Source organism: Actibacterium mucosum KCTC 23349, from assembly GCF_000647975.1.
GTDB classification, from domain to species: domain Bacteria; phylum Pseudomonadota; class Alphaproteobacteria; order Rhodobacterales; family Rhodobacteraceae; genus Actibacterium; species Actibacterium mucosum.
Genome location: NZ_JFKE01000003.1, coordinates 76,179 through 94,724, shown reverse-complemented (window position 1 = coordinate 94,724; position 18,546 = coordinate 76,179). Strand labels below are relative to the sequence as shown.

The 18,546-nt window shown below is 60.7% G+C and carries 22 protein-coding genes, 1 tRNA gene and 1 other RNA gene; 9 read left to right on the top strand and 15 right to left on the bottom strand.

What is annotated here, in order from left to right; all coding sequences use genetic code 11:
* Entirely contained in the window at nucleotides 1–1,311 is a 1,311-nt protein-coding gene (locus tag ACMU_RS07020; protein WP_035257847.1) for an ATP-binding protein, read from the top strand.
* An 11-nt stretch (nucleotides 1,312–1,322) separates the two neighbouring features.
* On the opposite strand, the gene ACMU_RS07015 is transcribed toward ACMU_RS07020, so the two are convergent.
* Both ACMU_RS07015 and ACMU_RS07010 read right to left on the bottom strand, forming a co-directional pair.
* Nucleotides 1,323–1,399, bottom strand: a tRNA-Ile gene (locus tag ACMU_RS07015).
* Nucleotides 1,400–1,435: 36 nt separating this feature from the next.
* Nucleotides 1,436–2,368, bottom strand: coding sequence for a LysR family transcriptional regulator (locus ACMU_RS07010; RefSeq protein WP_051588116.1), 933 nt, complete (start codon nucleotides 2,366–2,368; stop codon nucleotides 1,436–1,438).
* 115 nt (nucleotides 2,369–2,483) lie between these two features.
* Here ACMU_RS07010 and ACMU_RS07005 point away from each other — a divergent pair, with 115 nt between their 5' ends.
* From ACMU_RS07005 to rnd, 4 genes are all read left to right on the top strand, one after another.
* Nucleotides 2,484–3,449, top strand: coding sequence for an MBL fold metallo-hydrolase (locus ACMU_RS07005; protein ID WP_035257845.1), 966 nt, complete (start codon nucleotides 2,484–2,486; stop codon nucleotides 3,447–3,449).
* Nucleotides 3,450–3,548: 99 nt separating this feature from the next.
* On the top strand, nucleotides 3,549–4,598 hold the full coding sequence (gene purM / locus ACMU_RS07000) for a phosphoribosylformylglycinamidine cyclo-ligase (RefSeq protein WP_035257843.1): 1,050 nt from the start codon (nucleotides 3,549–3,551) through the stop codon (nucleotides 4,596–4,598).
* Nucleotides 4,595–5,188 (top strand): phosphoribosylglycinamide formyltransferase, encoded by a 594-nt coding sequence (gene purN / locus ACMU_RS06995; RefSeq protein ID WP_035257840.1) that lies wholly within the window; start codon nucleotides 4,595–4,597, stop codon nucleotides 5,186–5,188. The genes purM and purN overlap by 4 nt, the downstream gene beginning before the upstream one ends.
* A 77-nt stretch (nucleotides 5,189–5,265) precedes the next feature.
* Nucleotides 5,266–6,417: a ribonuclease D gene (rnd, locus tag ACMU_RS06990; RefSeq protein ID WP_035257837.1), complete on the top strand. Its 1,152-nt coding sequence runs from the start codon at nucleotides 5,266–5,268 to the stop codon at nucleotides 6,415–6,417.
* Nucleotides 6,418–6,424: 7 nt separating this feature from the next.
* On the opposite strand, the gene ACMU_RS06985 is transcribed toward rnd, so the two are convergent.
* Nucleotides 6,425–6,883 carry a hypothetical protein gene (locus ACMU_RS06985; RefSeq protein ID WP_035257834.1) on the bottom strand — a complete coding sequence of 153 codons (459 nt, stop codon included), beginning with the start codon at nucleotides 6,881–6,883 and terminating at the stop codon, nucleotides 6,425–6,427.
* 127 nt (nucleotides 6,884–7,010) lie between these two features.
* Between ACMU_RS06985 and ACMU_RS06980 the strand changes: the two genes are divergently transcribed.
* Nucleotides 7,011–7,418 (top strand): SufE family protein, encoded by a 408-nt coding sequence (locus ACMU_RS06980; protein WP_035257831.1) that lies wholly within the window; start codon nucleotides 7,011–7,013, stop codon nucleotides 7,416–7,418.
* 77 nt (nucleotides 7,419–7,495) lie between these two features.
* Here the strand turns inward: ACMU_RS06980 and ACMU_RS06975 are convergent, their stop codons facing one another.
* From ACMU_RS06975 to ssrA, 10 genes are all read right to left on the bottom strand, one after another.
* Nucleotides 7,496–7,714, bottom strand: coding sequence for a ribbon-helix-helix domain-containing protein (locus ACMU_RS06975; protein WP_035258676.1), 219 nt, complete (start codon nucleotides 7,712–7,714; stop codon nucleotides 7,496–7,498).
* On the bottom strand, nucleotides 7,714–8,274 hold the full coding sequence (locus tag ACMU_RS06970; RefSeq protein WP_152544546.1) for a hypothetical protein: 561 nt from the start codon (nucleotides 8,272–8,274) through the stop codon (nucleotides 7,714–7,716). Before ACMU_RS06970 ends, ACMU_RS06975 begins: the two co-directional genes overlap by 1 nt.
* Before the next feature lie 48 nt (nucleotides 8,275–8,322).
* Nucleotides 8,323–8,502: a DUF4169 family protein gene (locus ACMU_RS06965; RefSeq protein WP_035257826.1), complete on the bottom strand. Its 180-nt coding sequence runs from the start codon at nucleotides 8,500–8,502 to the stop codon at nucleotides 8,323–8,325.
* Nucleotides 8,499–9,893, bottom strand: a complete 1,395-nt coding sequence (gene fumC / locus ACMU_RS06960) for a class II fumarate hydratase (RefSeq protein WP_035257823.1) — start codon at nucleotides 9,891–9,893, stop codon at nucleotides 8,499–8,501. The genes ACMU_RS06965 and fumC overlap by 4 nt, the downstream gene beginning before the upstream one ends.
* A 125-nt stretch (nucleotides 9,894–10,018) precedes the next feature.
* Nucleotides 10,019–10,489, bottom strand: a complete 471-nt coding sequence (locus ACMU_RS06955; protein WP_035257821.1) for an SRPBCC family protein — start codon at nucleotides 10,487–10,489, stop codon at nucleotides 10,019–10,021.
* Nucleotides 10,490–10,502: 13 nt separating this feature from the next.
* Complete coding sequence (locus ACMU_RS06950; RefSeq protein WP_201769876.1) at nucleotides 10,503–11,450, bottom strand: haloalkane dehalogenase; 948 nt, start codon at nucleotides 11,448–11,450, stop codon at nucleotides 10,503–10,505.
* A 104-nt stretch (nucleotides 11,451–11,554) separates the two neighbouring features.
* Entirely contained in the window at nucleotides 11,555–12,109 is a 555-nt protein-coding gene (locus ACMU_RS06945; RefSeq protein ID WP_035257819.1) for a class I SAM-dependent methyltransferase, read from the bottom strand.
* 23 nt (nucleotides 12,110–12,132) lie between these two features.
* Nucleotides 12,133–12,609, bottom strand: a complete 477-nt coding sequence (locus ACMU_RS06940; RefSeq protein ID WP_035257817.1) for an SspB family protein — start codon at nucleotides 12,607–12,609, stop codon at nucleotides 12,133–12,135.
* Between the two features lie 75 nt (nucleotides 12,610–12,684).
* Complete coding sequence (chrA, locus tag ACMU_RS06935) at nucleotides 12,685–13,920, bottom strand: chromate efflux transporter (RefSeq protein ID WP_236626217.1); 1,236 nt, start codon at nucleotides 13,918–13,920, stop codon at nucleotides 12,685–12,687.
* An 83-nt stretch (nucleotides 13,921–14,003) separates the two neighbouring features.
* Nucleotides 14,004–14,355, bottom strand: a transfer-messenger RNA (tmRNA) gene (ssrA, locus tag ACMU_RS19005).
* 113 nt (nucleotides 14,356–14,468) lie between these two features.
* Here ssrA and ACMU_RS18685 point away from each other — a divergent pair.
* Nucleotides 14,469–16,043: a Hint domain-containing protein gene (locus ACMU_RS18685; RefSeq protein WP_051588112.1), complete on the top strand. Its 1,575-nt coding sequence runs from the start codon at nucleotides 14,469–14,471 to the stop codon at nucleotides 16,041–16,043.
* Nucleotides 16,044–16,099: 56 nt separating this feature from the next.
* On the opposite strand, the gene ACMU_RS06925 is transcribed toward ACMU_RS18685, so the two are convergent.
* Both ACMU_RS06925 and ACMU_RS19250 read right to left on the bottom strand, forming a co-directional pair.
* Nucleotides 16,100–16,534, bottom strand: coding sequence for an SRPBCC family protein (locus ACMU_RS06925; RefSeq protein WP_161635632.1), 435 nt, complete (start codon nucleotides 16,532–16,534; stop codon nucleotides 16,100–16,102).
* Nucleotides 16,509–17,069 carry a TetR/AcrR family transcriptional regulator gene (locus ACMU_RS19250; protein WP_161635631.1) on the bottom strand — a complete coding sequence of 187 codons (561 nt, stop codon included), beginning with the start codon at nucleotides 17,067–17,069 and terminating at the stop codon, nucleotides 16,509–16,511. Before ACMU_RS19250 ends, ACMU_RS06925 begins: the two co-directional genes overlap by 26 nt.
* A gap of 136 nt (nucleotides 17,070–17,205) precedes the next feature.
* On the opposite strand from ACMU_RS19250, the gene ACMU_RS06915 reads away from it, so the two are divergent.
* Together ACMU_RS06915 and ACMU_RS06910 are read left to right on the top strand one after the other, a co-directional pair.
* On the top strand, nucleotides 17,206–17,712 hold the full coding sequence (locus tag ACMU_RS06915; RefSeq protein ID WP_035257814.1) for a DinB family protein: 507 nt from the start codon (nucleotides 17,206–17,208) through the stop codon (nucleotides 17,710–17,712).
* Complete coding sequence (locus ACMU_RS06910) at nucleotides 17,705–18,529, top strand: alpha/beta fold hydrolase (RefSeq protein ID WP_035257812.1); 825 nt, start codon at nucleotides 17,705–17,707, stop codon at nucleotides 18,527–18,529. Before ACMU_RS06915 ends, ACMU_RS06910 begins: the two co-directional genes overlap by 8 nt.
* Nucleotides 18,530–18,546 lie beyond the last annotated feature (17 nt).

Genomic DNA, 18,546 nt, shown 5'->3' with positions numbered 1-18,546 from the left:
ATGAAAGGCGTTCTGAGCAAACTGCGATTGCCACGGGGGCTTTATGGCCGTGCGGCACTGATCCTGATCCTGCCGATTGTGATCTTGCAATTGGTGGTGTCTGTTGTGTTCATTCAACGTCACTTCGAAGGCGTGACGCGTCAGATGACACGGAATGTCGCGATCGAAGTTCAGTTTTTTCTGGACAAAGTTGGCCAGTCCCCAGACTTGCAGACCGGGCTGGCGGAAACAGCTGAATTCGCCGAAGCGCTTGAACTGACAGCGGGTCCCACTGCTCAACGTCCGATCACGGATCAGCGCGGGGTTTTTGACTTTTCGGGCATCACTCTCGTCGCCGAACTCCACAATGTTTTGCCGGCATTGCTGGTTGTTGACCTCAAATCCGATTCCCGACGCGTGCGGATGTATGTTGGCACCGGCAAGGGTGATTTATTGGTCGAGGTTCAAAGACGGCGCTTTTCCGCGTCCAATCCCCATCAATTGCTCGTGTTGATGATTTTCACCGGCTTGGTCATGACACTGATCGCGTTTTTCTTCCTGCGAAACCAGTTGCGCCCCATCCGCCGCCTGTCGCGGGCGGCCGAAGCTTTCGGCAAAGGGCAGCATGTCTCGTACCGGCCTTCGGGGGCTGTCGAAGTGCGTCTGGCCGGATCTGCCTTTCTGGATATGCGCGCACGGATCGAAAGGCAGATCGAGCAGCGCACCCTGATGCTGTCTGGCGTGTCACATGACCTGCGCACACCATTGACCCGCCTCAAACTTGCATTGTCCCTGATGCCAGAGGGGCCGGATCAGAAGGACATGGCCGCCGATATCGAAGATATGGAAAGGATGTTGGATGCATTCCTTGACTTCGCCCGGTCAGATGCGGTTGAAAAATCCGAACTGATCACCCCCGACGCGCTTGTGGCGCGGATATGCGAGCGCAATGGCGATGTGCTGGAACTAGGGCCAATTGCGTCTTCGGGGCCGGTAGGAATGCGTCCGTTGGCGGTTACCCGTTCCGTGCAGAACCTCGTGAACAACGCACTCAACTACGGATCTCGCGCGCGGCTCAGCGTTGTCGCAACCAGCAAGTCTCTGAAATTTGTGGTAGAAGACGACGGTCCAGGCATTCCGCCAGCTGCGCGCGAACGTGCGATGCAGCCATTCATGCGCCTTGACGAGGCGCGCAACCAAAACGCCGGGGGCGGGGTCGGGCTGGGTCTGGCCATTGCTGCCGACATCGCGCGCCAACATGGTGGTGCGTTGCGTTTGAAAGACAGCAACGATCTGGGCGGGCTGTGCGCAGAGTTTGTTATCGCGCGATGACGTGTGGGAGATGGTAGGCCCGGCAGGACTTGAACCCGCAACCAAAGCGTTATGAGCGCTCTGCTCTAACCAATTGAGCTACAGGCCCGCCATTCCTATGTGCCTACCAGACAGACGGGCCGCGTCAAGCAGCTTTCGAAGGTCTGAAATCCGGCATCAGCGTGACGTGGTCCACCTGTTCCAACGACCTGCAAATCGTTTCAATCAACAGGCGTCCTGTTGCGTTCAGCGCATCGCGATGCGGATAAACGACAAATACCGGTTTCGGCGGCAACGAATACGCCGGTAGCAAGCGCTCTAACTGCCCGGCAGCAACAGCCTCGTTACAGGCGTTCGCAGGCATACGCGCCACGCCAAAGCCACGCAGGGCTGCAGATTGGTAAAGGGGTGGACTGTCCACAACCATGCCCTCGCGCATAGACACATTCAAAACCTCATCACCTCGTTTCAAGGGAACGATGTTTTGTCCATGCACCTCGCGATAGCGAATAAACGGAAGTGGTTTCAATCCTTCGGGACATTCGGGTCGGCCGTATTTGTCCAGAAAGCTGGGAGCAGCGACCAGGTGCGACTCGATTTCGGCGATTTTGCGCATCACGCCACTTGTATTGCCCGGCGCACCTATGCGCAGCGCCATGTCATAGCCTTCGCCGACCACATCCACGACCCGGTCTTCAACCCGCAGGATCAGGTCGAGTTCGGGGTGTTCCGAGCACAATGACTGAATGTCGTGGCCAACTTCGGATTGCGCCATAAACTGGCTCACCGACAGGCGGAACTCCCCAGCGGTTTCATTTTCAAGAGCGGTCAGTTCGTCCGACAGCATCTTGTGCTGGCCCAAAACACTGCGAGCGTGGTGGGCCAAAATTTCGCCCGCCCGCGTTGCCGAGGCACCACCACGGCTGCGATTGATCAGTGTCTTGCCGTAATGCGCTTCCAACGCCGCGATCTGCTGGCTTACGGCTGGCTGGCTGATCCCCTTTTCGCGGGCCCAAGCGGCGAAAGAGCCGTGTTTCAGGACACCAAGAAAGCTCTCGAAGGTTGTCAGGTGATCCATGGCGATAAGCCTTTCTTATACCCAAGATAAGCAGCAGCCCACTGCCGATGCGCCTGAAGCTAAATATATACATGACCACGCCGGTTTTAAGGCGTGTAATTTTTGGAGTTTCCACATGACCCTCAATCGTCGCACATTCTTCGCCGCCAGCGCTGCGCTGCCGCTGGCAGGCCTCGCCAAACCCACTTTTGCAGCAGCAGACAAAGCAGAGGCACAGGTGAACGGCATCTACCGTCAGAAAGTAGGCAAGTTCGAGATTACCGCGCTGCTGGATGGCCACCTGCCAATTGGGCCCGAACTTATCAACGGCTATGATGAAGCCAAAGCAGCTGCAGCCCTGGCGCGCCAGCATCGCAAGCCTGAACCCAACGGCACCCTGATCCCCGTGACCGGTTACCTGATCAACACCGGTGACAAGTTGATCGCTGTTGACTGTGGCACCAACGATGCCATGGGCCCAACCCTTGGCGGCTACCACGGCGCGCTGGCCGCGGCCGGTTACTCTGCCGATCAGGTCGACATGGTGATCGCAACTCACCTGCATCTGGACCATATCGGTGGTCTGGCCGCCAAAGACGGCACCGCACGATTTGCCAATGCTGAACTGGTCAGCACCGCGAGCGAGTGGGATTTTTGGTACAACGACGAAATTCGCGCGTCGGTACCTGACAACTTCAAAGGTTTCTTCGATATCGCGCGGTTCCAGACCACGCCTTACGCCGAAAAGCTTACGCTGGCCAAAACCGGCGCCGAGATCGTGCCAGGGATCGAGATTGTGGACCTGCCCGGCCACACTCCGGGCCACATTGGCCTTCATCTGCGGTCCGAAGGTGAAGAACTGTTGATCTGGGGCGACATCGTTCATGCGACCGCCCTGCAGTTTGACAATCCCGATTGGACCATCGCCTTTGACACCGACGCCGAGCAGGCCCGCGCGACGCGTCTGAAGGTGCTGGACATGGTTGTGACTGACAACGTACCGGTCGCTGGCATGCACCTTGACTTCCCGGGTTTCGGATATGTTGGCAAAATGGGTTCGGCCTATCGGTTTGACCCAATGCCGTGGCGCTACGTGCTGTAAGGGCCGCTGAATCATCGGAAAGCGGCGGGATCGCCGCTTTCCATCCGGCCCGCCTTGCGATAAGTCACCGCCAATTGCGGGCTATCGGGGCGACAGGCGATGACGAATTCTGGAAAAAACGGGCTGACCTATGCCGAAGCTGGCGTGGATATCGATGCGGGAAACGCGCTGGTTGACCGGATAAAACCCGCCGCCGCCGCCACCAACCGTCCGGGCGTGATGGCGGGTCTGGGCGGGTTTGGCGCGTTGTTCGATCTAAAGGCCGCGGGATACGACGACCCGATCCTTGTGGGGGCCACCGATGGCGTCGGCACCAAGCTGCGCATTGCCATCGACACAGGCGTTCTGGGCGGCGTGGGCATCGATCTGGTCGCAATGTGCGTGAACGATCTGGTCTGCCAGGGGGCAGAGCCGCTTTTTTTTCTCGACTATTTCGCCACGGGAAAGCTGTCGGTCGACGAGGCCGCCAAGGTTGTCGAAGGCATTGCCGAGGGGTGCCAGCGTTCGGGCTGTGCGCTGATCGGTGGCGAAACCGCCGAGATGCCTGGCATGTACCAAGATGGCGATTTCGATTTGGCCGGCTTCTCGGTCGGCGCGATGAACCGCGGCGCGGACCTGCCGCGCGACGTGCAGGCGGGCGATGTCATGATCGGTTTGGCCTCGGACGGGGTGCATTCGAACGGCTACAGCCTTGTGCGCCGGATCGTCGAACATTCCGGTCTGGCCTGGGAAGATGCCTGCCCCTGGGGCGACGGCACGCTTGGCGACGCCTTGCTGACGCCCACACGGCTTTATGTCAAACCGGCGCTGGCCTCGGTGCGCGCGGGACATGCAAAGGCACTGGCCCATATCACGGGCGGTGGTCTGACCGAGAACCTGCCGCGCGTGTTGCCCGAGGGCGTGGGCGCGGTGGTTGACCTGGCCGCCTGGCCGCTGCCGCCGGTGTTTGACTGGTTGGTACGAGAAGGCGGGTTGAGCGAAACCGAACTGCTGAAGACGTTCAACGCCGGGATCGGCATGGTTGTGATCGTGCCGCGCGAGGTTGCTCAGGAAGCAGGGGAACTTCTGGAGGCAGAGGGCGAGCGCATTTGCATCCTGGGTGAATTAGTCGAAGGCGAAGGCGTCACGTATCGGGGCACGCTCAAGTGACCAAGCGCGTTGCGATCCTGATTTCGGGTGGCGGCTCGAACATGGTGGCGCTGGCCCGGTCGATGACCGGCGATCACCCGGCGCGCCCGGTGTTGGTGGCCTCGAACGATCCGCAAGCCGGTGGGTTGGCCAAGGCGGCCGACATGGGTATTGCCACTGCGTCAGTAGACCACCGCCCGTTCAAAGGCGACCGCGCGGCCTTCGAAGCTGAACTACAGAAAATCTTGACCGAAGCGCGCCCCGATATCCTGTGCCTTGCAGGTTTCATGCGCATTCTGACCCCTGAATTCATAGACAGCTGGGCCGGAAAGATGCTGAATATCCACCCTTCGCTGTTGCCCAAGTACAAAGGCCTGCATACCCATGCCCGCGCGCTTGAGGCCGGAGACGCCGAACATGGCTGTACCGTGCACGAGGTGACGGCGGAATTGGATGATGGCCCGATCCTTGGTCAGGCCCGTGTGCCCATTTTGGCCGATGACACACCTGAAACTCTGGCCGCGCGCGTATTGCCGATGGAGCACAAGCTCTACCCAGCCGTTCTGCGACAATATGTGATCGGAAATCGCGCACTGGTTGAGATCAGCTAAGCCTTTTCATTTCTGTGAAAGTTTTTTAACACTTGAATACCCCTTGCAGCGAAGCATGGGGATGCTAGGGGTGTTGAATGCGAACTTTGACCACGACCGAAGCTTTGGCAGATTTCTGTGCCGAGGCACGCAAAGGCCCCTACGTTACGATCGATACCGAGTTCCTGCGTGAACGCACGTACTACGCCAAGCTCTGCCTCGTGCAATTGGCAATCGCAGGAGATGGCGAGGCGGTTCTGATGGACCCGCTGGCGGATGGGCTCAGCATGGAACCGCTCTACGAGCTCTTCCGCGACACGTCCGTGGTCAAGGTCTTTCATGCCGCGCGGCAAGACCTTGAAATATTCTTTGTCGAAGGCAAGGTTTTTCCTGAACCTCTGTTTGACACACAGGTCGCCGCAATGGTGTGCGGATTTGGCGAGCAGGTGGGGTACGAGACCCTTGTACGCAAGATTGCCAAAGCGCAGCTGGACAAGACCTCGCGTTTCACCGACTGGTCGCGCCGTCCGCTGTCTGATGCACAAAAGAATTATGCCCTGGCCGATGTCACCCATTTGCGGGTCATTTATGAGTTCCTTGCGGAAAAGCTTGAAGAAAACGGCCGCAGCAAGTGGCTAGTGGAAGAGCTGTCCGCGTTGACCGACTCAGAGACCTATATCGTGCGCCCGGACGAGGCGTGGCGTCGGGTCAAAACCCGCACGAACTCGGGAAAGTTCATGGCCCATGTGCGCGAACTGGCACGATTCCGCGAAGGCTATGCACAGTCCAACAATGTACCGCGCAGCCGTGTGTTCAAAGACGACGCGCTGCTGGAACTGGCTTCGACCAAGCCCAAGAACCCCGGCGATTTGGGCCGCTCGCGCCTGTTGCTGCGCGAGGCGCGCAAAGGGGCGATCGCCGACGGCATTCTAAGCGCTGTGAAAACAGCCGGTGAAATCAAACCGGAAGACTACCCAAAGGTCGAATCCACCGGTCAAAAGATGCAAGTCGATCCGGCGCTGGCGGACCTTTTGCGGGTGTTGCTGAAAGCAAAATCAGAATCCGCAGGAGTGGCGCAGAAACTCATCGCGACGGCGGCCGAACTGGACAGAATCGCGGCCGGGCTGCGGGATGTACGAGCGCTCAACGGTTGGCGCGCCGAGGTCTTTGGCGATGACGCGTTGCGGCTTTGCGAAGGCGAACTGGGCCTCGCCGCCAAAGCGGGCCGTGTCGAGGTCATCCGCCTTTAGGTCAACATCACCTGCGGCTGGTCTGCTGGTTGGATGCGCCCCGCACCGCGATGGTGCGAACCCCTGCTAATGTCTGGTCTGACAAAAACAGACCGGCGGTTAACTCGCGTGAGAACTCGCTGCCGGCTGGCTCTTTCAATGGCGACGGAAACGCCGTGAAATACAGCACCAGTGTACCGGTTTCCACGTCGATATCATCCGCAATCACCAGTTCTGCCCGCCAGTAACCTTGCTCAGGGGGAACCGCAACGGCCTGCACAATCGCTCCGCCGGGGGCCTTGTCGACGGTCATCGACGTAACCTGCGCAACCAAGGGGCCACGGATCGTTGTCGGGGTGACAACCTCAACCTCCTCGGACGTGCTGCGTCCGAACCAGTTGAACGGGTTCAGTCGCGATTGCCCAATGCGGGCGCAGCCCGTCAAAACAAGACACGCCGTCAGCAGGGCCAGAACCGGTGTTTTCATTGCACGTCCTCTTGTGGCTCACTCTGAGTTAGCCCAATTGAGACGCCTTGAAAACCCACCGCTCGCACGGGCTGGACCTTTGCGCCACAAAGCCCTAACTCAATCCACGATAAACCCGGAGACAGATATGGCCAGCGACGCGTTTGAAGAGCTTGTGGATACGTTCGATTTCCTTGACGACTGGGAAGAGCGTTACCGCCACGTGATCGACATGGGCCGTGCCATGGACGTGCTGGACCCGGCCTTGCAGGTGCCCGCCAACAAGGTCGATGGCTGCGCCAGCCAGGTCTGGCTGCAAACCCGGATCGACGGCGACGTGTTCACTTTCCAAGGCGCCAGCGACGCGATGATCGTCAGCGGCCTGATCGCGGTGCTGCAAGCGCTCTATAACGGTCTGACACCGGCCGAAGTCACCGCTGTCAACGCACCGACCGAACTGGCGCGTCTGGGCCTTGACGAACACCTGTCATCCCAACGCTCCAACGGTCTGCGCGCAATGGTTGCCCGCATTCGTGAAAAGGCAGCGGCGGCGTAAACGGCTGCAGTCTCATCCCGCCCGAGCGCAGGCGCCGCAAGGCGACAAGCGAGACATAGACCGGCGCCGTCAGGCGCTCATTTTGACTGATAATGTAACAACACGAATACGCGGATGGCCGAGGCCAGGCCGATCTCCATACCGCGCGAGGCATCAATTTCGGCCGCCAAGGCGTTGATCGGCTGCGACTTCTCCGCTGCAATTTCGCGAAATGCATCCCAGAACTCTGGTTCCAGCGACACCGACGTCCGGTGCCCGTTCAAGGTCAGCGAATGCTTTTGCGGGCGGGTGGGCATCATGTATTTCCCGCTTTAAGACGGGCCACGAACCTGTCGGCGTAGACGCCATAAACGGTTTCGCTAATTTGCGTCAGATAAGGCACCGCCAGATTGTGCCCAATGCCTTTATGAATTCGCCCCAACACATCATAGTGACCGGCCCTATGCGGATCGAAAAAGCCGCCATACTCTCCCGCCCCATCGCCTAAAACGACGATTTGCCAAGGCTCTGTCGTCAGCCAAAGGGCCACGAAGGGGATCGGGCCGGGTTGGATCAGGTTTTCCGCGGTGGCTGGCATTTGGGGGTGCGGGTAGTTGCGCTTGACCCACGGATCTAGTCCCAAATGCAAGGCGTTGACCTGCGCCAATTCCGCGTCGGTCAGAATATGAATGCCCAATGGTGTGTTATCCAAAAGGAACCGATGATCCTTGCCGGGTTCAAGCTGTGCAATGTCGATTTTCAAAAAGGGCAGGTGTTCGGCCCGAATATCGGCACTTGGCGCGCAGCTGCGCAGCAGACCCGAAGCGCCCACGCTCACGACGCCAAACGCAGCTCCGAGCGTGACGTAGTTCAGCACAGACCGCCGAGAAACCATGAAGCACCCGAATTTGACAAGACCGTCAAACTATCTGTCGTCGCGCTTGTGGCTGTCAAGCCGCGCCACCTGCGCGGCTTGCTCGGATTTGTTGCGTGCCTTCTCGGCCTTGGTCTGGCCGAACTTCGCCGCGTTTTCATCCCCCTGCGCGCGTTTTGCGTCGCGGGCGCGGGCCTTGCGGGCCGCGCGCAGGTTGATGGGTTTGCTCACGATTTGGGGCCGATCATCTGTTCGGGCCGAACCACCGCGTCAAAGGTTTCGGCGTCGACAAAGCCCAAAGCGATGGCCTCTTCCTTCAGCGTGGTGCCGTTCTTATGCGCCGTCTTGGCCACTTTGGTGGCGTTGTCGTAACCGATGGTAGGCGCCAGAGCGGTCACCAGCATCAGGCTTTCCTTCATCAGCTTGTCGATGCGCGGCTCGTTGGCCTTGATGCCGTTCAGCATGCGCAGGGTGAAGCTGTCCGCGACATCCCCCAACAGCTGGATCGACTGCAGCAGGTTATAGCTCATCATCGGGTTATAGACGTTCAGCTCGAAATGGCCCTGCGAACCGGCAAATTTCATCGCCGCGTCGTTGCCCATCACATGGGCGGCGACCTGGGTCATCGCCTCGGCCTGCGTGGGGTTCACCTTGCCCGGCATGATCGAGCTGCCGGGCTCGTTTTCCGGCAGGATCAACTCACCCAGACCCGAGCGGGGGCCTGAGCCCAGGAACCGGATGTCGTTGGCGATCTTGTACATGCTGCCCGCAACCGTGGCCAAAGCGCCCGACATAAAGACCATGGCGTCATGGGCGCTGAGCGCTTCGAACTTGTTTGGTGCGGTCACGAAGGGCAGGCCGGTGATCTCGGCCATGTTCGCGGCAACGGCTTCCGACCAGCCCGGCGCGGTGTTCAGCCCGGTGCCCACGGCGGTGCCGCCCTGGGCCAGCTCGTAAATGCCCGGCAGCGCCTGTTTCACGCGTGCAATGCCCTGGCGGATCATGTGGGCATAGCCCGAGAACTCCTGACCCAGGGTCAGCGGCGTGGCGTCCTGGGTGTGGGTCCGACCGATCTTGATGATGTCTTTGAACTCATCTGACTTGGCTTCCAACCCCTCGGCCAGTTTCTCCAAGCCCGGCAGCAGCACGTCGCGCACCGACATGGCGGCGGCGATATGCATTGCAGTGGGAAAGGTGTCGTTCGACGACTGGCCCATATTGCAGTGATCGTTCGGGTGCACCGGGTCTTTCGAGCCGATCTCGCCGCCCAGGATCTCGATCGCGCGGTTGGCGATCACCTCGTTGGAGTTCATGTTCGACTGGGTGCCCGAGCCGGTCTGCCAGACCACCAGCGGGAAGTTGTCGTCAAACTTGCCTTCGAACACTTCGCCCGCGGCCTGAATGATAGCGTCGGCGATGCGCGCGTCCAGCTTGCCATTGGCCTTGTTCTGCATCGCGCAGGCCTTCTTGATCACGCCAAGGGCCCGCACGATGGCCACGGGCTGTTTCTCCCAGCCGATGGGGAAGTTCATGATCGACCGCTGGGTCTGTGCGCCCCAGTATTTGTCTGTTGGAACTTCGAGGGGGCCAAAGCTGTCGGTTTCGGTGCGGGTGGCGGTCATGGGATCCTCCGGGAAACAGGTCGCGGAAGGTTTAGCCACTTGACTGCCCCCGTGCAACGGGCAGCGGGGCGGCATTTGCACCGCCCCGGCCAATGTTTGCGATAAACTTGTCGTGGTGCGGTGCGTCAGGCGGCGCGCTGCACGGTTTCGCCGGTTTCCACATAGGCTTTGTTGGCGGCCAGCAGGCTTTCCAGCCCGCCGCGCAACTGGCGTTTCATCAAAGGCGCCATCAGCTTGCCCAGCAGCCCCATCTTGGGGGTGAATTCAAAGGCAAAGTCGACGCGCGTACAGTCGGCGCCAACCGGTTTGAATGTCAGCGTTCCAAAGGCGCGCTTGATCGGCACCGTGCCGTCGTAGATGTCGATCTTCATCAGCTTTTCCGGCTGATACGCGATCACACGTTCAAGGATGTGGTTCTTGCCATCCGCCAGGTCACAGCGCCGCTCGGCCCCCAGCCCGGTATCCGCGCTGTCATTGATCAGGTGCGAGCCGTTCAGGTTGGGATTGTAGCGGTAGATATTGCCGAAATCATCCCAGCTGGCCCAGACCTGCGACACGGGGGCGTTGACGGTGATGGATGTCTCAAACGATGCCATTTGTTCCTCCTTGTTAAACCCGACCCAGCCACGCGGCGATGCCGGTGCCGATCTCGTCGGGATAGTCTTCCTGAATGAAATGCGCGCCGGGGCCCAGGTGGATGGTTTCCAGGTTCGGCACGTTGGCCTGCATCCATTCCACCGCCGGCGGCGGGATCAGGGCGCCGGGCGTGACGTGGAACAACAGTTTGGGCAGGTCGCTTGAGGTCATGAACGCCGCGATGTCGCGGGTCAGTTGCGTGGTGGCGGCAGGCTCGCCCCCGATGGGTACCTCGCGCGGCCAGACCAGTTGCGGTTTGCGGCTGGCGGCGTCGGGGTAATAGCTGTTGTATTGGGCCAGAACCTCGGGGCTGAGCGGTGTCAGAACCGCCTGTTTGCCCAGGATCTCGTCGACGAACATGTTGCCTTGCAGGATCATCTCTTCGCCAACACCCGGCGTGCGCCATGCCTTGAACAGGCCGCCGGCAAACTCGCCCATCGCCTCGTAGGATTCAAACGGCATGGCAGGCGGGGCCACGGTTTCCATAAAGGCAATCGCCGACACGCGGTCGGGGTTCTGCATGGCCCAGTCAAACCCCAGCGCGCCGCCCCAATCGTGGATCACCAGCACCACGTCGGTAAGGTCCAGCGCGTCCAGCAGCCCGTGCAGATGCGCGGCCTGATCGGCATAGGTATAGTCAATATCGGGCTTGGCGCTGTCGCCCATCCCTATCAGGTCGGGCGCGATGGCGCGGTGCCCGGCGGGCAGATGCGGGATGATGTTGCGCCACAGATAGGAAGAGGTGGGGTTGCCGTGCAGGAACACCACCGGGCGCCCCTCGCCATGATCCACATAGGCCATCCGGTGGCCGTTCACGGCCAGAAAGGATTTAGGAAACGGCGTTTGCGGCGCAGCCAAAGCGGGCATCGCGGCCAGCGTGGTGCTGGCCAGCAGGGATTTCAGAAGGGTACGTCTTTGCATGTGTCACCTGAAAAGTCAGAATATGATCTGACTCTAGCGGTGACGTTTTTTATCCGGAATGGCCGTTTTTGCATCTAGGTGGATCGAAAATGGACCGCCGATTCCTAACCCTGACGGAACGTATACACCCGGGCAGGGGGAAGGTTGCCCCAGATCTTGGCGGATTTGGTCCATGTCAGCTTCAGCCCTTCGCGCAAGCACTGGGCGATTGGCGGAACCGGACCATAGGTGAATTGAACAAAAGTGCCGCCGGGTTTCAGAACGCGGAACGTGCCCTCGACTATGGCGCGCTGAACGTCGTTGGGCATTGACAACAAGGGCAGGCCGCTGATCACCGCGTCCAGTTCGCCCAGGGGCAGGTTGCCGACCTCCTGCGCAGGGGCGCGACGGATATCGGCCGCAGGGAATTGACCCCGCAAGGTGTCGACGAAGGTTGGGTTCAATTCAAAGGCCGTGATGTTCTTTTCCGCCACACCGGCAGACAGGATGGCGCGGGTGATCTTGCCTGTCCCCGGTCCCAGTTCAGCCACATGACCGGTTTCGGGCGACAGACCCCGGCACATTTCCCGTGCAAGGGCCTCGGATGACGGGGCGAGTGCAACCACCTCGCCCGGTTTTCGAAACAACTGGCCAAGGAAAATTCTCAGGTCACCGGGCATGGTGGCCTCCTTCGTGGTGAATGCTATTTTCTGAAACTGTCTAGGCTGACGATTTCGGCGTCTTTATGCTCGGCCTCGTCTTCTTCGGGCGCGTCTTCGACCGGGTCTTCGACGGCTGTAAGCGCGGCCTCTTCCTCGTCGTCGCCATCCTGCGTTTCAAACCGCAGGCCAAACTCTACCGACGGGTCCACGAAGGTGCGAATGGAAGTGAACGGGATCGACAAACGCTCGGGGCTGTCGCCGAAGCTGAGCGTGACGGCAAACCCGTCCTCCGTCACCTCCAGATCGTCAAAGCGGTGTTGCATGACCACCGTCATTTCGTCCGGATAGCGGTCGCGCAGCCAGTCGGCGATATCCACTTCGGGATGGGTGGTGTCAAAGGTCACAAAGAAATGGTGCAGTCCAGGCAATCCGTGATCGGCAACATCCGCCAGTACCTCGCGGATCAAACCGCGCATGGCCTTGTGCATCAGGTTTCCGTATTCGATGGATTGCGTCATGCCCGACCTCGGTGAAATCAATTGTCTCAAGCATAAGGGATTCGAAAACTTATGAAAGAGGCGGCGACCCGGATTCTAGCCGATCAGGCTGATCCCCGCGCTGATCCCCGCCATTACCGCCAGAACGCGTAACAGGGGCCAGCGAAATACCAACAGCAAAGCGCCCGCCAACACGGCCAGCGCCACGGGCAGGATCGCGACTGAAGACACCACTGGGGCCAGGATTTCAATGGGTCCCAGCGTCGCCCGACCGACATCGGTAAAAAAAACGTGCAGCGCAAACCAGATCGACAGGTTCAGGATCACACCAACAACCGCCGCTGTTACCGCCTGCAACGCCCCGCCAATGCGCGGATGTGCCGCAAGCCTTTCAATGTATGGGGCGGCGGCAAAGATCCACAGGAAACAAGGAATAAATGTGACCCACAGCGTCAAAAGCGCCGCGGCGAAGGCCAACGCCGCACCGCCCTGCGCGAACCCGGCAAGAAAGCCCACAAACTCGGTCACAAGGATCAGCGGCCCAGGCGTTGTCTCCGCAAGGCCCAACGCATCGATCATTTGTGCCGTGGTCAGCCAGCCGTAACTGTCGACCACAGTTTGCGTCATGTACGCCAGCACCGCATAGGCCCCGCCGAATGTAACGACCGCGAGGATTGAAAAGAACTGCGCCACCGGGCCAAGCAAGACGGGCGCAAAAGCAGACGCCAACGCCACCGGTATCAGCCAAAGCGCGCCCCAGATCGCAATTGTACGCAGGGTGTTCGGCGTGGCCACCGTTGCACTATCGACGGCCTCGCCTTTGGCGGTGAAATACCCCCAGCAGCCCGCTGCTGCGATGATCACCGGAAAGGGTGCGTTCAGGGCAAAGATCCCTGCAAAGGCCAACCCGGCGATCACCCAACGATCTATGCCGTGCAAGGCCTTCTTTGCCACTTTCAGCAGCGCTTGCAGCACGATGATCACAACCGCTGCCTTGATGCCGACAAACAGCGCCTCAACCAAGGGTACCCCACCAAATAACGCATAGATCCACGCCAGCGCCATGACGACCGCTGCTCCCGGCAGCACGAATAGCGCGCCGGCCAGGATACCCCCCGGCACGCCGCGCAACCGCCAGCCCGCATAGGTGGCCAGCTGCATCGCCTCGGGGCCAGGCAACAACATGCAAAAGCTCAGCGCGCGCAAGTACTGATCCTCGGTTAGCCAACTGCGATCCTCGACCAACTCTTTGTGCATCAGGGCAATCTGCGCTGCCGGTCCGCCGAAGGACAGCAAGCCAATGCGCCCAAAGACGCGGAACAGATCGGTCATGGAGGGCATGGCATGCTCGCAGTTTATCGCCGTTCGATGCGCCCTAAATGGTCCGCGTAACAGTCACATGTCAAATGGTTGAAAGTGCAGGCTTCTGTTGCCAGGTGCCTGCGAACCCCGCCTGCCGCGGCTAGGCGACAGGGCTTAAGATTTCGATCACTCGAACTGCTTAAGCAGCCAGAGCCATCGGAGCTTTGTTGTCGTTTGCAACTAGCTTAAATGAACCGATAACGGTGGTATCTCACCGAAACAAAGCTAACCCCTTTAGACGTTCGTCGATCCTATTTCGACCCCATGATCCCCAAACGAAGGATGGTTGGTGGAGTCGCCGGGTACCGCCCCCGGGTCCGATCCGCTTATTACGAGCGCGTTTATGTCCATAGTCGGCAAGCCGACACACCGAACATATGCCCTGCCATTTACCGTTGCAAGCAGGTTGACTTTTGCGACGGCGCCATCCGTGCTACAAACTTAAGAAATGCTTAGGTTTTTCAGGGAATCGGTGTTTTTGTTTCTTCCCCCTGAACAGTGATGGTGAGACTGCGCAAATGGTTGATTTTCCGGCAACAACGAACACGTTCAGCAGCACGGGTGCCGTTCAGGGGCTGACGGTCGAGCTTGAGGCGATCCTGCCGACCTTTGCCACCGACACGTTCCAGACCGAGGCGGTGCTGAACACCAGCCCGGTCACCGAAGACATCAACATCGCCATCGTGATCGACACGTCGGGGTCAACCGGCGGGCTTTCGGGCAGTGATGTGGACGGTGACGGCGACATCGACACCTACCTCGAGGCCGAGATCGAGGCCGCCAAGGCCCTGTTCCAATCCATTCAGGACGCGGGGTTCGACACGTCCGAGGTTGAGATTACCCTGATCGAATATAACACCAACGCGGCAACGGTTGGCAGCTATGGCCTTGATGAATTTGACGATTTTGTCTCGGATGTCGAAGATCTGGACGATGGCGGGCGCACGAATTACGAAGACGGTCTGCAGACGGTTCTGGATGAATGGACAGCCACCACAACGGATGGCGACCCGAACAATGACGTCACCGCGGATGACACCAATTACGTGTTCTTCCTGTCCGATGGCCGGCCGTTCCCGTCCAGCCAGGTTTTCACCGACGAGGTCGAAGATCTGGAGGATGATTTCAACGCCCAGATCATCGCCATCGGGGTGGGGGACAACGCGCCGCTGGGCGCGCTGAACCAGGTCGACAACACCGGCGGCGCGCAAAAAGTTACGGATATCAGTCAGTTATCCGACGTGATCACCGGCCCCGTGGTGCCCGCGGATTTCGAAGGGTTCGAGATTGTCGTCGATGGTGAAGTGCTGGGAACCTTCCCGCCGGGGCACCCTGCAGTGGGCTCAACACCGTTTGGCTATACGCTCGATTGCGTTGAGATCACCGGGTATGACTACGTGGTGGGCGAAGATATCGACGTGGAAATCCGCGCGGTGTTTGACGATGGCAACTCGGTGGTTTCGGTGGGCTCGATCACCATTCCGACGCTGGTTTGCTTTGCCGAAGGGGCACTGATCCTGACGCCGGGTGGATATGTCGCGGTTCAGGATCTGGCCGAGGGCGACCGGGTGATCACCCGCGACCACGGGGCGCAGCCGATCAAATGGATCGGTGCACGGCGTCTGGACAAGCAGTTTTTGTCAACGAATCCAACGATGTACCCGATCCGCCTGACCAAGGGCAGCCTGGGGGGCGATCTGCCGGAAAGCGACCTGATGGTGTCGCGCCAGCATCGGTTCCTGATGCGCGGCTGGCAGGCCGAGCTGACCTTTGGCGCGTCCGAGGGGGTGTTTGTGCCCGCTCATGCTCTGGTCAATGACGGCACAATCCGCGTCAACCGGGATGTCGACGCGGTCACGTATTACCATTTTGCCTTTGAAAATCATGAGGTTGTCACCGCCAACGGGGTCGAGACCGAAAGCCTGTACCTGGATGCGCAGACCATCTCGGCCCTTGGTGCCGAGCAGCGCGACGAGCTGTTCCGTATCTTCCCCGAGTTGGAAAACGGTGCCATCGAACCGGGCGACAACAACGCCGCGCGACGGCAGTTGAAGGGGTTCGAGGGGCAGGTGGCCGCCAAGCTGCGCGCCTGAAACTTTAACGGGGTTTTGCAAGTTTTGACCCCGCCCCGGACCCCAAGTTTAAACTTTCACGCCACCCCAAGCAGCCGCATCCGCGGCTTGTGACGCGCGCCATAGAGGAACCGCGCCCAGCGGGCGAAAGCAAAAGTCAGCCAACCGGCGTCGATCTCGATCACGTCGGTCAGACGGCTGCCGCCCTGGGTCGGCGTGACGGTCAGCGTGTGATTCCACGATTTCACCCCGGCGCCGCGTTCGGATGATTGCAAAACCATTGCCGCATCGTCCGACCGCAACACGGTCATTTCATAAGGTTGCCTGGGCAGACGGCCAAACAGCGACACGCCAACCTGCAGGTGCTGGCCGGTTTCGGTGCGCCCCTGGGGCAGGCCATCGAAATGCACCAGGCCGCGCATCACCTCGGCCAGCGCACCGTAATCGGTGACCAGCGCCCAAAGCGTGGCGGGCGGAACGGGGTAGTCATGGGTCAGGGTGACGGTGCGCATGGGCGTGGTCCTTGGTGGTGAAGGCGGCGGCCAGATCGCGCGCCATGGTGGCGGCGTCGACCGGCAGCGGGGCAAGGGCAAACCCCACATAACCCCAGTTTATAAACTGCGCGCGCGACAGCGCGGCGGCAGGCGGCAGGCCGTGGCCCTGCAGCAACTCGCGCAGGTACCCGATGCGCAATGTGTCGACTTGCGCCACGGCATCGGCCACCCGTGCATCTGCGCCGGCCCATCGACGGATTGCGGCCTCGAGCCGCTGCGGGTTGGTCAGCACGCGGGCGATCAGGGTTTCCAGCTGCGCGTCGGCGGGCAAGGTGGCCAGGTCGGCGATCTGCGCCTCGGTGATGGCGGCGGACCAGCCTTTGATCAGCGCCAGGTGAAAGGCATCCAGATCGGCGAAATGCCAATAAAAGCTGCCGCGCGACACCTTCAGTGCGCGCGCCATGCGGTCGGCCTTAAGCCCCTCGTGGCCTTGGGCTTTCAGCACCTCGAAACCGTGGGTGATCCAGTCCTGCGATGTCAGTCGGTTGGCCATGGGCGATTCCATACAGTAGTGTATGGTTTGGCGCAAGCGACCCCGGAGCGCAGCGGGCGAAAAAAGCAATTGTCAGCGCGGATTGCACAGGGCAGGCTGCGCGGGCGAGGGCTGGGGGATATCGGGGGGGATCGGGATGATCACCAGAGAGTATGTACAGACGATGGCGCGCTATAACGCGTGGCAAAACACCGAAATGCTGGCCGCGGCCGAGGCGGTGGGCGATGCGGCACGGCAGATGGACCGGGGGGCGTTCTTTGGCTCGATCATGCGGACCATGTCGCATTTGCTGTGGGGCGATCAGGCGTGGATGTCACGGTTCGACAACGCGGTGACCCCGCCCGAGGCGCCGTTTTCCGACAGCGCGGTGGCCTTCACCGACTGGGCCACCTATCGGTCGCAGCGGGTGGCGACGGATGCCGCGATTGCCGCTTGGGCCGGTGACGTTACGCAGGAAACGCTGGATGGCGACCTGACGTGGTTTTCGGGGATGACGGGGTCGGACATGTCGAGGCAGATGGCCGTTTGCGTTGCGCATCTGTTCAACCACCAGACCCATCATCGCGGCCAGATCAACGCGATGCTGACCGCGGCGGGCGCCAAGGCGTGGAGCACCGATTTGCCGTTTATGCCCGATGCCTGAGTTGGCGGACCACATCCATCTGCGCCGGGCGGGGGTGGATGGGCCGCTGGTGGTCTGCGTGCATTGCTCGGCCAGTCACAGCGGCCAGTACAAGCCTTATTTCGACGCGCTGTCAGGGCGGTACCGGATGGTGGCGCCGGACCTGCACGGCTATGGCCGCAGCGGGGCCTTGCCGCGTGACGGGCAGCCGTGGTTCGTGCACGATGCGGGCATTCTGCGCACGCTGGTAGCGGCCGAGGCGCCGGCCAAGGTGCATTTGGTGGGCCATTCGCTGGGCGGGGCGACGGTGTTTTACGCGGCGCGCGACATGGCGGACCGTGTCGCGTCGATCACGATGATCGAGCCGGTGCTGTTTCCGCTTTTGGCCGAGGCCGGTGACCCGCTGGCCGCCGATGGCGAGCATTCGGCGGCGGTGATTGCCGGCTGGCTGCGGTTGGGCCGGCCCGAGCGGGCGGCGGCCTCGTTCGTGGAATTCTGGTCGGGGCCGGGCAGTTGGGACGCGCTGAACGATGATACGCAGGGCTATGTGACGCAGGTGATCGACCGGGTGGGCGACGATTGGGCGGGCATGCTGAGCGGCTTGCCGGGGCAGGCCCGGATCGCCGATTGCGCGGCATTGAACAATGTTCCGGTCCAGCTGATCCGCGGCACGGCGACGCGCCCGTCAGCCGCTGCGATCACGGCGCGCTTGCAAGCGGCCATGCCTTGGGCCACTGTGACAGATGTCGAAGGGGCCGACCATATGGCGGCCGTCACGCAACCGGTTGAATTCATTGACAGGATCGGGGCGTTTCTGGCGGCCCACGCGGGCCCCTGATCAAAGACAAAGGAGAC